The organism is Xanthomonas sp. WHRI 10207, assembly GCF_040202975.1.
Classification (GTDB): Bacteria; Pseudomonadota; Gammaproteobacteria; order Xanthomonadales; family Xanthomonadaceae; genus Xanthomonas.
This window is the reverse complement of record NZ_JBEGDX010000003.1, coordinates 284,761-300,459: the sequence shown is the minus strand read 5'-3', so window position 1 is coordinate 300,459 and position 15,699 is coordinate 284,761. Positions and strand designations below refer to the sequence as shown.

Sequence of the window (15,699 nt, the reverse complement as noted above, 5' to 3'; positions counted from 1 at the left end):
GTATTCGCCCGCCACAACCCCCTGTCCAATATATGATGCTGGCAGTTGCCATATATGAAACAGATACCATGGAGCTGCGTCACCTGCGCTATTTCCTGGCGGTTGCCGAGGAAGGCAACTTCACCCGCGCTGCGGCACGGGTCGGCATCGGCCAGCCGCCGCTGAGCCAGCAGATCCAGACACTGGAGCGCGAGCTGGGCACGCCGCTGTTCCGCCGCACCCATAGCGGCGCGGAACTGACGCCGGCCGGCGAGGCCTTTCTCGGCGAAGTGCGCCGGGTGCTGGCCGATGTGGAGCGCGCCGCGGAAACCGCCCGGCGTGTGGCGCGCGGCGAATCCGGCCGGCTGCGCATGGGCTTCACCGCTTCGGCCGCCTTCAGCCCGGTGGTGCCGCGCCTGATCCGCGACTTCCGTCGGCAATGGCCGCAGGTCGAACTGCTGCTGGAAGAAACCAACACCGCCAGCCTGCTGGTGGGCCTGGCCGATGGCCGCCTGGATGCGGCGTTCGTCCGCTACGGCCTGAGCACGCCACCGGACCTGCAGCTACTGCGCTTTGCCGATGAGCCGATGAAGATCGCGGTGCCGGCGGCGCACCCGCTGGCCGCCCACAACAGCGCGCCGTTGGCGGCGTTGGCCGGCGAGCCGTTCATCCTGTTTCCGCGCAGCTTCGGTTCGAGCCTGTACGACGAAATCCTCGCTGCGTGCCGCGAGTCGGGCGTGACCTTGCGCATCACCCAGGAGGCGCCGCAGATGTCGTCGATCATCAACCTGGTCGCCGCCGAACTGGGCGTGTCGGTGGTGCCCGCCTCCACCGCGCAATTGCAGCGCCCCGGCGTGCGCTACCTGGATATCGAAGGGCGCATGCCGCTCGCTCGACTGGCCCTGGCGGTTGCACCGGGCGCGCTGGACAGCGCTCCGCTGGTGCGCCATTTATGGGGGCTGGCGGAATTGATCTGAATGTAATCAAGAACCGACGTCGCAACGACCTCAAGCGGCTGATCGCCCTTTACGCGCCCGGCAGCGGGCGCGGCACTTTCCACACCTGCGCACTGGCTTGCCGCACCGCTCTCGCCGCTTTACTCCTACCCCCAGGGTAATCCGTTGCTTGGAACAAGGTCCATGCCGTCACGCATCACTGCTGCCAGCGACATGCCCTGACTGCAGCAGTGATATGCGCGGCAGATATCAGCGCAGTGAGAACCAGAAATTTGTAAGACGGTCAAACCCTGGGACAGTCGACATCCTACGTAGCACGATACCGTTCAGACAACGAGTTGAAGTAAATCCACGAATGGTTACAGGTGTTCCGTTGGCCACCAGAGATTGGGGAGGTGTAACCCACGTGATTGCTCCACGATCGTTTCCACGAGTCACTCTAATACACGTTTCAAATCCTGTATTATTGATACCTCTGCCAACCACATAAACTGAGTTGATGTTACTGCTATTCGGAACACCGACCATCAACACATGGTAATCCTGGCTCAACTGGGCATTGGCACTCGGCAAAAAGCACAGCGATGCTGCCAGCACGCTGGCGGCCATAAACGAACTCTTTATGCTCATTTTTATTCACTCCCGGATTTTGATCGATTAAAGATGAGAAACCCATTTGACGGGACTTCCGGTGACCGCGGTCATCATTGTGCAATGGGTTCCACCCAAGGATGGCAACTTGCATCCGCTGTTGCGCGCAGTGACAATCGCTAATCACATCCGGACTCTACTTGACGGCTCTGCAAAAAAAACGGAGGCAACTTCGTGTAATGCCCCACGGGTTCGCCATGCGACATATTCCGGTCACATTTAGCGCGATCAGGTTCGGGCCTGCCATCACGACTACAGCGCTTTGTTGGCAACGGGGTCTTGATCTCAACCGTGATTGAGGTTGTTCAATATGGACTTCCCCGCTACAGAAGTATCGCCATGCAACTGCGCCAGCTTGTTCTACCCTGCCTCGATCCGACCCTCAGCCTGCGCTTCTATGCAGATACGCTGCAGTTGCCACTGTCGGGCAACAGCGTTCGCATCGGCTGGAGCACGCTGGAATGCATCCAGGCGCAGCAGCCTGTGGGCAGCGTGCACCTGGCCTTCAACGTGGCGCCTGCGCGCTTCGATGCAGCGGCGGCCTGGATCGGCGCACGTGCAACGCTGCTCACCGATCCCGCTGGCCAGGAACGCTTCCAGCTCGATGGCGTGTGGCAATCGCGTTCGGTCTACTTTGCCGGCCCCGATGGCGCCGTGCTCGAACTGATTGCGCGCAATGCACTGCAAGACGCACCCACCGGCCAGGGCATATTTCATGGCAGCGAACTGCTGTGCCTGAGCGAGATCGGCCTACCCAGCAGCAACGTGGCCTCGGTAACCAGCAGCGTTGGTCATCATTTCGGCGTGCACCCGTTTGCGCCGGCCGTGGAAGGCTTTGTCGCGCTGGGCGACGATGACGGCTTGTTGATCGTGGTGGATCAGCGCCGGCGCTGGTTCCCGCAACAACGCCAGCTGCCGTGGGCAGACGGCTTGCGCGTCAGCGTGGATGCACCACAGCCGGGCCTGCGGCTGCGCGATGCGCAGGGCTGGGAACTGCTGGCTGCCTAGGCCACGGCACCACGATGGCTTTGCAGTGCAAGGCAGCGTCGCGCCGCATCGCCGTCACTTCAACCATGCATGCTTTGCTCCGCTTCCGTGCTGCCGTGCTGGTGGGCGATAGCCACAGCACGGCGCTCTGCCATCGCGCAGCCACTGGCTGACGTACTCGACCCAAGCACTGCGCCGCCACCGATGTGGCAGCCCAGTGCATCGGTCGCGTTGCAAACTCAGAGGTAGTACCAGGTCACATGGGCAGTCATCCCACCCAGGCCGGACGACTCCACCGCTACCGTCATGACCGGATTGCCCCGGGCGTGGCCACCCACGTAGTAGCACTTGATGTACGCATAACCGCGCTTGGGCGGGCATGCGCCTTTGTAATAGCCCACACGCTCGCCAACGATTTCCATCTGCGTTGCGGCGGACAAATGGATCGCGTCCCAGTAAGCATCCTTGTCGGCATTGTCGCAGCCGGTGAGCTTGGCGCCCGATTCGGATTTGTTGTACCAGTGCGCCGCCGCACAATTGGCGAGGCGTTTCACCTCGGTCGAGCGATAGGACAGATTCCCGCTGACCTTGAACGAATCCGCGTAGGCCGACGTGACGCCGCCAAGGGTCAAGGTGAGCACTGCAGCCACGGCGAACACGCCGCGCTCCAGGTAACGAGAAATGCGCATGGTCTTTCCCTTCGGTGCGAGGGCCGATTGCCCGTCGGCGAAGGTGGACACTGGCGGTGACCGCATGACGACCTGCGCGTGACAACACCGGCACATCACTCGACAACGCGCTACGTGGCTGCACGCTGCACTATCGCGTTAGCGGCCGGCTACACGTCGTGCCTTTAAGTGCCCTGGTCTCCACGACGAGATCGAGGTGAATCTGGCGGTTTTAGCGCAGTGCACAGGTGCTAGCGGGCAGCGGGTTATCGAACGACAGCCATCGTGTCTTCGGCACCATCGTCAATGCACGAAACAGCGCGCGATGGTGCGGATAACCAGCGCACTCACTTCCTCGATGCGATATCTCGGCGATGCGGAAGCCGATAACTGCGTATCTTCAATTGGCCGCCTGAGCTGCCGGCAAACGGAAAAATGCGCGCGCCGCAGCGGTACTGTTGGCAGCGGTCACCGCTACGTCTTCGCCGCGGTCGCGCGCCAGTTCTTCGACGATATGCGACAGAAACATCGGCTCGTTGCGGCGGTCCTTGGGCATGGGCTTGAGCGTGCGCGGCAACAGGTAGGGCGCATCGGTTTCGATCATCAAGCGGTTGGCCGGGATATTGCGGACCAGCTCACGCAGATGCGCGCCACGGCGTTCGTCGCACAGCCAGCCGGTGATGCCGATGTAGTAGTCGCGATCCAGATAGGCGAACAGTTCTTCGCGCGTGCCGGTGAAGCAATGCACGACGGCCGCACCCAGCTTGCCGTCGAAGCTGCGCATGATGGACAAAAAGTCGTCGTGCGCATCGCGTTGATGCAGAAACAGCGGCTTGCCATTGTTGGCGGCCAGTTGCAGCTGCCGCTCGAAGGCCTTGTGCTGGGCCGGGCGCGGTGCGAAATCGCGGAAGTAGTCCAGCCCGCATTCGCCCACCGCCACCACCTGCGGATGCGCCTGCAAGGTGCGCATTTCGGCCTCGCATTCGGCGGTGAATTCCACGGCATGATGCGGGTGGACGCCGGCGGTGGCGTACAAGACTCCGGGATGTTGTTGCGCCAGTTGCAGGGCCAACGGCGAATGCTCGCGGCTGGCACCGGTAATCACCAGCTGCGCCACGCCCGCCTCGCGTGCGCGTTGCAGCACGGCGTCGCGGTCGCGATCGAAGGAATCATGGGTGAGGTTGGCGCCGATATCGATCAACTGCATGGTGCGGGTGTGGCCTGAAAGAGCAGATGCGATTGTACTGGGTGAGCGTTACCCTCATCCGCCCTGCGGGCACCTTCTCCCGCAGGCGGGAGAAGGGATAGCCGTTGCGGCGTCTGCATGCCATCCGCCTGTACAAACGCGTTGCCGTTCCCCTCTCCCGCCTGCGGGAGAGGGGCAGGGGTGAGGGCCGCTTGCGCAACACACTCACCCCACCACTGGCACCACCATCGCATCGATCTTCGCCGCCAGCGCCTGGATTGCCAGCTGCGCCGAGCGCGAGAGTTGTCGCTGTGGGGCCACGCACAACGCCAGCGTCATCGGCTTGGTCAGGTGCTGGCGGAACGGCACGAACGCCAGTCGCCCATCGGCCACGTCGGGCGCCGCATCCAACCACGACATCAGACCCACGCCCGCACCCGCGCGCACCAATCCGCGCAGGGTGCGCACATCGTTGCAATGGGTGAGCCGCTTCACGTCGATGTGCTGGCGCTGGTACAGCACCTTGGCGTGCTCGCCCACGATCAGCGGCGCGGCCGGCAGCAGCAACCGGTGCTCCAGCGTTTCGCTCAGCTGCAGCTCGGTGCGCGTGCTCAACGGGTGGCCGACCGGCATGGCAATGCCCAACGGGATATCCGCAAACGCGCGCACCTCCAGGTCCACGCTGCTCACCGGGTCCAGCAGCAAGCCGATATCCACGTCGGCGGAGGTCACCATTTCCATCACCCGCTGATTGCGCGCGGTAGACAGATTGAAGGTGATGCCCGGGTATTCCTGCACCAGCGCGGCCACCGCTGCCGGCACCACGCCTTCGCTGAGTGCGTCGATCATGGCGATCTCCACATGCCCGCGGCGCAGCCCCTTGAGCTCGTCGAAGCGCTCCAGGGTGCGCGCGTAGGCCTTCTCCCAGCCGCGCACATCCACCAGCAGCAGCTCGCCGGCGGCGGTCAGCCGCAGCCGGCCGGGCAGGCGCTCGAACAGCTGCGCGCCCAGCTCCTCTTCGGCCTTGAGGATCTGCCGGTCGATCGCCGAGGCGGACACGTGCAACACGTCGGACGCCTTGCGGATGCTGCCGCAGCGGGCCACTTCGATGAAGTAACGGGTGAAGCGGGAGAAGGTCAGCATGCGGTGGGGCTCGGTTGGTGTTGCATTTTTTGCAATGGCTTGGCGGAAAAACGATGTTTGATCACACACCCCCGGCTTCCTAGAGTCAATCGGGCACCGCTCCCGCCTCACGCCAGAGACCGCCCCATGGATGTCGCCGTCCCCGCCCTGCCGCTGCACTGCACCTTCGAAGCCGCCGACTGGCAGCGCCTGGCCCAGCACTGGCATGCGGTGGCGCTGAGCAGCGAGGTGGGGCAGGCGCCGTTCAAGGCCACCCTGCTGGACGAGCCGCTGGTGCTGTACCGGCTGGGCGAGGAGCTGGTGGCCGCGCGCGATGTCTGCCCGCACCGCGGCGTGCCGCTGAGCATGGGCACCGCCGACGGTGGCGGCGTGGTGTGTGCGTATCACGGCCTGCGTTTCGGCGCGGGCGGGCGCTGCAATCACATCCCGGCCAGCCCAACTCAGAACATCCCGGCCAAGATGCGCCTGCACACCTATGCGGTGGCCGAGCGCTACGGCTTGATCTGGGTGTGCCTGGCCAAACCGGCCGGAGTGAGCGCGGCCGAGGTGCAGATCCCGCCGATGCCGGGTTGGGACGAGGACGGCTTCCAGCAGATCGTGTGCCCGGCGTTCGACATCGGCGGCAGCGCCGCCCGCCAGCTGGAAGGCTTCATCGACGTGGCGCATTTCGCCTTCGTGCACACCGCCACCTTCGCCCAGCCGGACAAGCGCGAGGTACCGGCCTACACCACCACCGAAACGCCGACCGGCTTCAACGCCGATTACCTCAGCAGCGTGGCCAACTATTCGGTGGACATGCCGTTGCCGGAGGTGGACCCAAGGTTCCAGTGGCTGCGGCACTTTGAAATCCATCTGCCGTTTACTGCCACGCTTACCATCCACTTCCCGGTGCCGGGCAAGCGGCTGGTGATCATGAATGCCGCCAGCCCGGTGTCCAAGCACAAGACGCGGCTGCTGGTGCCGATCGCACGCAACTTCGACACGCATCTACCGGTGGAAGACGTGCACGCCTTCAACCTGCGCGTATTCGAGGAAGACCGCGCCATGGTCGAAGCGCAGCGCCCCGAATACCTGCCGCTTGACCCACTGCTGGAGGTGCACATCCCGGCCGACCGCAGCTCGATCGCCTATCGCCGTGGCCTGCGCAGCCAGGGCTATAGCGACTTCTTTCTACGCTGACCGCCAAGGACACTGCCATGAGCCTGCATCAAGTGCGCGTTGCCGCGGTGGTGGACCAGGGCCATCGCCAGCGTGCGATCCGGCTGGAACCGATCGATTCCGAACTGCCTGCCTTCGAGGCCGGCGCGCACGTGGACCTGCATCTGCCGGATGGCTTGATCCGGCAATATTCGATTGCCAGCGCACCGCATGCGCGCGATCACTATTTGCTATGCGTCAAATTGGCCGACGCCTCGCGCGGTGGCTCGCGGCACCTGTGCGAGCAGCTCAGCACCGGCGACCGCCTGCAGATTTCCAGCCCGCGCAATCTGTTCCCGCTGCATCCGGGCGAGCGGCATGTGCTGCTGGCCGCCGGCATCGGCATCACCCCGCTGCTGTCGATGGCCGAAGCGCTGGAAGCACGTGGCGAGCCGTTCGTGCTGCATTACTACGCACGCCGGCATGCCGATGTGGCCTTCGTGCAGCGGCTGCAACAAGGCTTCAGCCATGGACAGGTGCACGTGCATCTGAGCGATGGCGGGCAGAGTCCGCGCGTACATGTGCCCGACGCACTCGCCCAGGCAGGTGCGCGCGATCAACTGTATCTGTGCGGGCCGGCCGCCTTCATGGATCACTTCACCACACTCGCCCAGGCGTACGGGTGGTCGGCGGCGCAGCTGCACCGCGAACACTTCGCCCCCGCCGCGCTCAGCCTCGCGCACGATGCCGACCACGCCTTTGAAGTGGAACTGGCCGCCAGTGGCCGCGTGGTGCAGGTGCCAGCCGATTGCAGCATCGCCAGCGCCTTGCTGGATGCCGGTATCGCGGTGCCGCTGTCCTGCGAACAAGGCATGTGCGGCGCCTGCCTGACCGGCGTCATCGCCGGCACGCCGGATCACCGCGACAGTGTGCTCAACGACAGCGAGCGCGCCGCCAATGCGCAGATCACGCTGTGCTGCTCGCGCAGCCGTTCGCCGCGCTTGGTGCTGGATCTTTGAGCGCTCCGTGCGGCATGCGCGTATGCAGACAGGACGACAGCGAGCGCGGAGGTGGGTGATGCGGTTAACGCCGCAGCGCGATGCACGCACCAGCGCCGCCGAAACCTGCGGACAGGCGTGAGCGCTGCGTCTTCTTGCACGGAGCGATTGAGGCGGGCACAGCGCAACGTTGGCACAACCCCAGCCAGACAGGGGCCGGCATGCCTTCCTGCTACGCAAGACGCAACGCGCCTGCGCCGCATTCCGTGCCCAAGGTCCGTGGCAACCGCCGTCGCACAGTGCAAGATGATCGCCCCGCGCGCGTCCACCGCGACCGCGCGTGTCCCCCTGTGTCGATGAGATGTCTGCCGATGGTTGTTTGTGTGATCGCCTTCGCCCGCCCTTGCCGGGGCGCATGCTGATGCGCTGGCAAGGATTTGCGCTTGCAGCCAATGGCAGCAGCGTGCGCACGGAGGTTCTGGCCGGCGCCACCACCTTCCTGACGATGGCCTACATCGTCTTCGTCAACCCCGACATTCTGGCCACCACCGGCATGGACCACGGCGCGGTGTTCGTGGCGACCCGTCTGGCCGCCGCGCTCGGCTCGCTGTTGATGGGCGTGCTGGCCAACTATCCCATCGGGATGGCGCCGGGCATGGGCTTGAATGCGTTTTTTGCCTTCTCGGTGGTGGGCACGCTGGGCTACAGCTGGCAGCAGACGCTGGGGCTGGTGTTCGTCTCCGGCTGCGTGTTCTTGCTGCTCAGCGTCACCGGTGCGCGGCGCTGGCTGGTGGATGGCATTCCGCCCGCGTTGCGCAGTGCGATTGCGGCAGGTATTGGCCTGTTTTTGGCGCTGATCGGATTGCAAAAAGCCGGGCTGGTGGTGGCGCATCCGCAGACACTGGTGACACTGGGCGACCTGCATCGTCCCGAGCCGTTGCTTGCGCTGGCGGGGCTGCTGCTGATCGGCGTGCTCGAAGTCCGCCGCGTGCGTGGGGCGATGTTGCTGGGCATCCTGGCGGTCACCGTGGCGGCGCTGGCGCTGGGTCTGGTGCAGTACCAGGGCGTGCTGTCGCTGCCGCCGAGCCTGGCGCCTACCCTGCTGCAGCTCGATATTGCCGGCGCCTTGCAGGGCCATGGCGGCAGCGGCGCATTGACCGCCGTGCTGCACGTGGTGCTGGTGTTCGTGCTGGTGGAGATGTTCGATGCCACCGGCACCTTGATGGGCGTGGCACAGCGCGCCGGCCTGTTGCGTACCCCGGCGCACCGTCGCCAGTTCGACCGCGCCCTGCTCGCCGACAGCACCGCCATCCTGGCCGGCTCGCTGCTTGGCACCTCCAGCACCACCGCCTATGTGGAAAGCGCTGCCGGCGTGCAGGCAGGCGGGCGCACCGGCCTCACCGCGCTGGTGGTGGCAGCGCTGTTTCTGCTGGCGCTGTTGTTCTCGCCATTGGCGGCGATGGTGCCGGCGTATGCCACCGCACCGGCGCTGATCTACCTGGCGTCGGTGATGCTGCGCGAGTGCACGCAGATCCAGTGGGACGATGTCGGCGACGCACTACCGGCCGCGATCTGCATGCTGGCGATGCCGCTCACCTACTCCATCGCCACCGGCCTGGCCTTCGGCTTCATCACCTACGCAGCACTCAAGCTGGGTAGCGGCCGCTGGCGCGCGGTGCATCCGGCCACCTGGGCGATTGCCGGCCTGTTCGTGCTGCGCTATGCGTTGGAATGAGCGGATCGCCGCAGCTATTTCAATTTACACCCCACTGGCCACGCGCAGCGTCGCGCGGCAAGCTGCATCGCAACCGGCAGCGCCACAGCATTGCCGCCTCTTTCCCAGAGTTCACCGCATGCCACATCGTTATCGCTGTCTGATCCTTGCCTTGTGCACCTTGTTACCAGGCATGACGCTCGCACGTCCTGCGCAAGCGCCCGCGCAACACCGCGAGCAGCAGGTGGCGCAGTTGTTCCACGACGCGGCCGCGCAACCTGCGCAATTACGCGCGTGGCTGCAGGCCATGCCCAAGGGCGGCGACCTGCACAATCATCTCTCCGGTTCGATGTATGCCGAGGACTATCTGCAGTGGGCCAGCGAAGACGGTGCCTGCGTGCAGTTGGACGACCTGAGCCTGCGCGCTGCGCCGTGCGGTCAGGGGCAGGAGCCCGCACGCGGTCTGGCCGCGCGCAATGCGGCGCTGTACGGACGGGTGGTCGATGCATTGTCGATGCGCAAGTTTCTCCCCGATGCTGCCCAGCCCAGCGGGCATGACCAGTTCTTCAGCACCTTCGGCAAGTTCGACGCGGTAGTGCGTGCGCGTGTAGCAGATACCGTGGCTGCGGTGCTCGACCAGGCCGCACGCGACAACGTGCCGTATGTGGAGATCATCGCCAACCCGCCACAGATGGATCAGGCAGCGCAGCGCATGCAGTCGCTGCCGTGGAATGGTGATGACGATGCCGCAAACCTGCGCGCCCTGCAGGACGCCTTGCCGCCGCTGGTACAGGCCGCGCAACGCGAGCTGGCGGCCAGCGACACGCAGGTACGCCGCGTCCTGCGCTGTGACCAGGCCGATGCACGCCCCGGCTGCCAGGTGAGCTATCGCTACGTACCCTATGTGCTGCGCGTGCTGCCGCAACCGATGGTGTTCGGGCAGATGGCGCTGGCGCATGCCCTGATCGCCGCTGGTGGCAGTCGCGCGGTGGCGGTGAATATCGTCGCGCCCGAGGACCACCCGGTGGCATTGGCCGATTACACCCGGCATATGGCGATGTTCCGCTTCTTCGCTACGCGCTATCCGGGGGTGCCGCTGTCCTTGCATGCCGGTGAGCTGACGCTGGGGTTGGTGCCGCCAGCGCAACTGCGCTCGCATATCCGCCAGGCCGTGGACGCCGGTGCGCGGCGCATCGGCCATGGGGTGGATCTGCCCTACGAAGACGATGCCAATGGGCTACTGCAACAGATGCGCAGCCAACAGGTTGCGGTGGAGATCAACCTCACCAGCAACGATGTGATTCTGGGCGTCAAAGGCGCTGCGCACCCGCTGGCGATGTATCTGCGCGCCGGTGTTCCGGTGGTGCTGTCCACCGACGATGCCGGCGTTTCGCGTGCGGACATGACCCACGAATATCAGCGTGCCATGCAGGAGCAAGGCATCGACTACCCGACTCTTAAACATTTGGCACGCAACGGCCTGAGTTATAGCTTTCTGCCCGGCGCCAGCCTGTGGACCGCCGAAGGCGCCGCCGTGCCGGCCTGTGCCGCAGCGATGCAGCGCGAAACCGACGATGCGGCCTGCGCCGAGTTCCGCAAGGCCAGCGAGAAGGCACGCTTGCAATGGCAGCTGGAAGCCGACCTGGCGCAGTACGAGCGCACGTTGCTGGCGCAACGCAACTAGGGCCGAGACCATGCTTATGAAACACGCAACATGCGAGCGCGTCTGCACGCGATGGACTTCATCGATACAGCGTCATCGCGCGCAGGCACGCTCCTACGCATGCGAGGTCCGCTCCATCGTCGCCGCAGTACCGTCCTTTTCCCGACCCAAGCGCAATGACCCACTTGCGCGCTACCAGTGCCCCACGCATCCCCAACCTATCGGGCACCCTCACCTAACGCATCACCCGCAGAAAGGGGCTAGCGTCCAGAGCGCAACACGCTGAGACAAAATCGCCGCACTTTCCCGCCGCATCGTGCTTTGATCGCGCATCCGCAGCGTCGCCTGGCCCCACAGCCGCAGGCGCCGCGGTCCAGTAACGCAGCACACACCCGCACCACTCCCAGCAACCCAAGGTGACCCCATGCAACTCCCAGCGCAGTGGCAGGCCGGCATCGATCGCAATAGCGAGGTCCTGCGCGGCCACGCGCAGCTACTCGCCAACTTCATCGTCCCGCGTCCCGCATCACCGGACACCACCATCCCGCGCGGCCAGATCGCAGCGATTGTCAGCACCACCCGCAGCCAGCCCACGCTGGTAGCACGTCATGCCACCCAGACGCTCACGCGCATCAACCAGGCCAATGACCGCCTATGCGCGATCACCCGCCTGCTGCCCGCACGCACCGCTGCCGATGCTGCGCGCGTGCAGGCCGCGCTGGCCGGCGGCAGCGATGGTGGTGCGTTGGCCGGGGTGCCGTTCGTGGTCAAGGATCTGTTCGACGTCGCCGGCCAGGTCACCACCGCTGGCGCCGTGGTCCGCGCGCAGTGCGCGCCCGCCAGCCGCGATGCGGCGGTGGTGCAACGCCTGTGCGACGCCGGCGCGGTGCTGGTGGGCACCGCCAACATGGACGAATTCGCCTACGGCTTTGCCACCGTCAACGCGCATTACGGCACCACCGCCAACCCGCACGATCACCGGCATCTGGCCGGTGGTTCGTCCGGCGGCTCGGCGGCAGCAGTGGCGGCCGGGCTGGTGCCGTTCGCACTCGGCTCGGACACCAACGGTTCCATCCGCGTGCCGGCCGCGCTGTGCGGCGTGTACGGCCTGCGCCCCACCCATGGCGCCGTGCCGTTGGAGGGCGTGTTTCCGTTCGTCGATGCACTGGATGTGGTCGGCCCGTTCGCTAACTCGGTGGCCGACCTGCGCCGCGTGTACGAAGTCATGCACGGCCATGCGCTGCGCAGTTGCAACGTCGCCAACCTGCGTATCGCCAGGCTTGGCGGCTGGTTTCAACGCAATCTCGATCCCGAGCTGGATGCCGGCATCGGCGCGTTACTGGCCGCCTGCAACAGCAGCACGCTGGTCGAATTGCCGGAAGCAGAGCGCGCCCGCGCCGCCGCCTTCGTGCTCACCGCGGCCGAGGGCGGTCACCGCCATCGCGCAGCACTCACCACGCATGGCGATCAATTCGACCCGGCCACGCGCGACCGCCTGTTCGCCGGTCTGCAGCTGCCGGCCAGCGCGGTGGCCGATGCACACCGCTTCGCACACTGGTTTCGCGCAGCCATGCAACAGCTGTGGGACGACGTGGACGTGCTGATCGCCCCGGCTACGCCCTGCGTTGCGCCGCGCATCGATCAGGACACCATCGTGATCGATGGCCTGCCCGTGTCTGCGCGCGCCAACCTCGGCATCTTCACCCAACCGCTCGGCCTGGCCGCCTGCCCGGTGCTGGCCGCACCGTTGCCGCGTCCAGGGCGCCTGCCGCTGGGGGTGCAATTGATCGCCGCACCTGGCCGCGAAGACCGCCTGTTCGCGCTCGCCGCACAACTCGAGCGCGACGGCTTGCTCGCCTTCAGCGCGCCGCCGGAGACACCCTGATGCTGCACACCTTGCGCGCACGTCGCGGCATGGTCGTCGCCCCGCACCATCTGGCCGCGCAAGCCGGGCGCGACATCCTGCGCGCCGGCGGCAACGCCATCGAAGCGGCCGTCGCCACCGCCGCCTGCCTGGCCGTGGTGTATCCGCACATGACCGGGATCGGCGGCGATGGCTTCTGGCTGATCCATGAGCCCGACGGCCGCGTGCACGCCATCGATGCCTGCGGCCGCGCCGCGCAGGCGGCCACGCTGGACTTCTATCGCGGCCACACGCAGATCCCCTGGCGCGGCCCGGGTGCAGCCAACACCGTGGCTGGCACCGTCTCCGGCTGGGCGCTGGCGCTGCAACAGGCCGGTGGCGCACTGTCCTTGCCGCAGCTTCTGCAAGAGGCCATCCATCACGCCGACGCAGGCGTCCCCATCACCCTCGGCGGTGCACACGTCGCCGCCAGCAAGGGCGATGCACTGCGCTGCCTGCCCGGCGCGTATGCGCGCATCTTCGAGCCACGGGGCGCGCCCCTGCACGAAGGCGCAGTGCTGCAGCAGCCGCAACTCGCGCGCACCCTGCAGCGGCTGGCAAGCGATGGGCTGGACAGCTTCTACCGCGGCGCCCTGGCCGACGACATCGCCGCCGATCTGCACACGCTCGGCAGCCCGCTGCAGGCTAACGACCTGGCCGCACACAGCGCCGACGTCAGCGTGCCGCTGTCGGTCGCCATCGCCGGTGCGCGCTTGTACAACCATGCACCGCCCACGCAAGGGTTGGCCTCGCTGCTGATCCTGGCCTTGTTCGATCGCCTGCATGCCGACCAGCCGGACAGCTACGCGCATCTGCACGGCCTGATCGAAGCCACCAAACAAGCCTTCCTGATTCGCGATGCGCACATCGGCGACCCGTCATGGATGTCGCTCGACGCACAGGCGCTGCTCGACGATAGCGCCGCGCTCGACGCACTCGCCGCGCGCATCGACATGACCACCGCGTTGCCGTGGCCGCAACCCTCGCAGGCTGGCGACACTGTCTGGTTCGGCGCCATCGACGCGCACGGCCGCGCGGTCAGCTGCATACAGTCCACCTATTTCGAATTCGGCTCCGGCCTGGTCCTGCCACGCACCGGCATCACCTGGCAAAACCGCGGTTGCAGCTTTCGTCTCGCACCCGATGGCTGGAACGCCCTCGCCCCAGGGCGCAAACCCTTCCACACGCTCAACCCCGCGCTGGCCACCTTCGACGACGGCCGCGTCATGACCTACGGCACCATGGGCGGCGAAGGCCAACCGCAAACCCAGGCGGCGATGTTCTCGCGCTACGCCCGCTACGGCATGCCGCTGCAACAGGCCATCACCGCACCGCGCTGGCTGCTCGGCCGCACCTGGGGCGAAGACAGCACCTCGCTGAAGCTGGAAGACCGCTTCGATCCGGCCGTGGTACAGGCACTGCGCGACGCCGGACATGCAGTGGAACTATTACCCGCCTACACCTCGGTGATGGGCCATGCCGGCGCGTTAGTGCGCGAGGTGGATGGCGTGATCAGCGGCGCCAGTGACCCCCGCTCCGATGGCGCGGTGGCTGGGTGGTGAGGGTTGAGGCTTGGAGTCATCCAAGCGGACCGACAAGATCAGGGAAGCCAAGACCTGGCGCGTTTTCCAACCCTGGGGACCACACAGATCAAATGCGGGCTGACGCATCCCAGGCCGCAGCTCAAAGACTGCACATCAACCTAATGCTTTCAGTGCGCCTGAGGGTCGAAGTACGCCTGCCAGGACAGAGGCGAGGCCTGACATGATCGTGCCTTGTCGAAGAACGTCATGGCGTCCTTGCCGCTTCTGGAGTTGAGCAGTGCAACCCCGAGATTGAAGAAGGTATTTCTGTCTTGTGAGCCGTGCGCTATCGCATGGCGCAATTGCAGTGCGGCGTCTGTGTGTTGGCCTTGATCGCAAAGAACTGCACCCAGGCAGGTGCGCAGAAGCGGGTTGTCTGAATCGTCCACCAGCGCTTCGGAAAGCAGCCGCTGAGCTTGCGCAAGATTCGCCTCCCACTTCTCTGGAGAGAGATATCCCTCTTGGACCAGCATGTTGCAGGCTTCTACAGTCTTCATTGGCGGCGCGCTTCTGTTTAGACGACACAGGTAAATCTTGATCGAAACCGAGCCAAATCGTTGCAATGGCATGTCCCTTCTTCGCTCGGCAACCACCCTCGCAAGTGGCTCTACATCTTCCAGTGCTGGCTGGGCGACACGCAGCCGATGGCGTTTTTTTGGAAATCCACCGCCTATCGGGGAGCCACGACGATTGGCCTGTTCTCTCGACGCGGTGTGATTGTATCGGCGCTCCTCAATGAAGAGGCGGGCAGGCATCGCGATGCCATCAAGGCTGACACGTGTCGAAGCAAGCCACCTCCAGCCGCGCACGTTCCGCAGAGAACCTTGGTCATCCAGGCCTATGCCGAGCCGTCGCTCACACCGCTGCGGACCGCCAAGCTGCGCCGCGACTGCCCGGCGCTCAACAACAAACGTTGACCGACACCCCAATCGAACACGCACGCGAGCAGAAAGCCTACGCAGCAGCACGCGCTGGCGCTTAGGATCGAGATTCCGGCCGAAGCAGGCCGACAAGGTGAACATGTCATAGACTCTGGGCATGCTCTCCAAGGCGACCATAGCGGACCCAACTGCGCCAATCACTGGACAGTGATGCACTTGCTTTCTTGGGCATGCGGGGCGATGAGTAGGG

The 15,699-nt window shown here is 65.4% G+C and carries 12 protein-coding genes; 8 read left to right on the top strand and 4 right to left on the bottom strand.

The features are described from left to right. The first annotated feature begins 68 nt into the window (after positions 1-68). Positions 69-956: a LysR family transcriptional regulator gene (locus ABQU90_RS11735; RefSeq protein ID WP_115526793.1), complete on the top strand. Its 888-nt coding sequence runs from the start codon at positions 69-71 to the stop codon at positions 954-956. Positions 957-1,925: 969 nt separating this feature from the next. After that, positions 1,926-2,594: a hypothetical protein gene (locus ABQU90_RS11730; protein ID WP_323521052.1), complete on the top strand. Its 669-nt coding sequence runs from the start codon at positions 1,926-1,928 to the stop codon at positions 2,592-2,594. A 218-nt stretch (positions 2,595-2,812) separates the two neighbouring features. On the opposite strand, the gene ABQU90_RS11725 is transcribed toward ABQU90_RS11730, so the two are convergent. The 3 genes from ABQU90_RS11725 to ABQU90_RS11715 all read right to left on the bottom strand — a co-directional run bounded on the left by ABQU90_RS11725 (position 2,813) and on the right by ABQU90_RS11715 (position 5,570). Further along, positions 2,813-3,313, bottom strand: a complete 501-nt coding sequence (locus tag ABQU90_RS11725) for a hypothetical protein (RefSeq protein WP_323521051.1) — start codon at positions 3,311-3,313, stop codon at positions 2,813-2,815. 328 nt (positions 3,314-3,641) lie between these two features. Continuing rightward, on the bottom strand, positions 3,642-4,448 hold the full coding sequence (locus tag ABQU90_RS11720) for a TatD family hydrolase (protein ID WP_323521050.1): 807 nt from the start codon (positions 4,446-4,448) through the stop codon (positions 3,642-3,644). 204 nt (positions 4,449-4,652) lie between these two features. After that, a complete protein-coding gene (locus tag ABQU90_RS11715; protein ID WP_115515045.1) occupies positions 4,653-5,570 on the bottom strand; it encodes a LysR family transcriptional regulator in 918 nt (305 codons plus the stop codon). A 126-nt stretch (positions 5,571-5,696) separates the two neighbouring features. Here ABQU90_RS11715 and ABQU90_RS11710 point away from each other — a divergent pair, with 126 nt between their 5' ends. The 6 genes from ABQU90_RS11710 (at position 5,697) to ggt (ending at position 14,547) form a co-directional block, all read left to right on the top strand. Continuing rightward, positions 5,697-6,749 carry a Rieske 2Fe-2S domain-containing protein gene (locus tag ABQU90_RS11710; RefSeq protein WP_323521049.1) on the top strand — a complete coding sequence of 351 codons (1,053 nt, stop codon included), beginning with the start codon at positions 5,697-5,699 and terminating at the stop codon, positions 6,747-6,749. 17 nt (positions 6,750-6,766) lie between these two features. Beyond that, on the top strand, positions 6,767-7,726 hold the full coding sequence (locus ABQU90_RS11705) for a PDR/VanB family oxidoreductase (protein ID WP_323521048.1): 960 nt from the start codon (positions 6,767-6,769) through the stop codon (positions 7,724-7,726). 400 nt (positions 7,727-8,126) lie between these two features. Next, entirely contained in the window at positions 8,127-9,440 is a 1,314-nt protein-coding gene (locus ABQU90_RS11700; RefSeq protein WP_323521047.1) for an NCS2 family permease, read from the top strand. Positions 9,441-9,558: 118 nt separating this feature from the next. Continuing rightward, positions 9,559-11,103 carry an adenosine deaminase family protein gene (locus tag ABQU90_RS11695; protein ID WP_323521046.1) on the top strand — a complete coding sequence of 515 codons (1,545 nt, stop codon included), beginning with the start codon at positions 9,559-9,561 and terminating at the stop codon, positions 11,101-11,103. A gap of 403 nt (positions 11,104-11,506) precedes the next feature. Then, positions 11,507-12,967 carry an AtzE family amidohydrolase gene (locus ABQU90_RS11690; RefSeq protein ID WP_323521045.1) on the top strand — a complete coding sequence of 487 codons (1,461 nt, stop codon included), beginning with the start codon at positions 11,507-11,509 and terminating at the stop codon, positions 12,965-12,967. Then, positions 12,967-14,547, top strand: coding sequence for a gamma-glutamyltransferase (gene ggt, locus ABQU90_RS11685; RefSeq protein ID WP_323521044.1), 1,581 nt, complete (start codon positions 12,967-12,969; stop codon positions 14,545-14,547). Before ABQU90_RS11690 ends, ggt begins: the two co-directional genes overlap by 1 nt. Positions 14,548-14,696: 149 nt before the next feature. Here the strand turns inward: ggt and ABQU90_RS11680 are convergent, their stop codons facing one another. Continuing rightward, on the bottom strand, positions 14,697-15,590 hold the full coding sequence (locus ABQU90_RS11680) for a tetratricopeptide repeat protein (protein WP_323521043.1): 894 nt from the start codon (positions 15,588-15,590) through the stop codon (positions 14,697-14,699). Positions 15,591-15,699 lie beyond the last annotated feature (109 nt).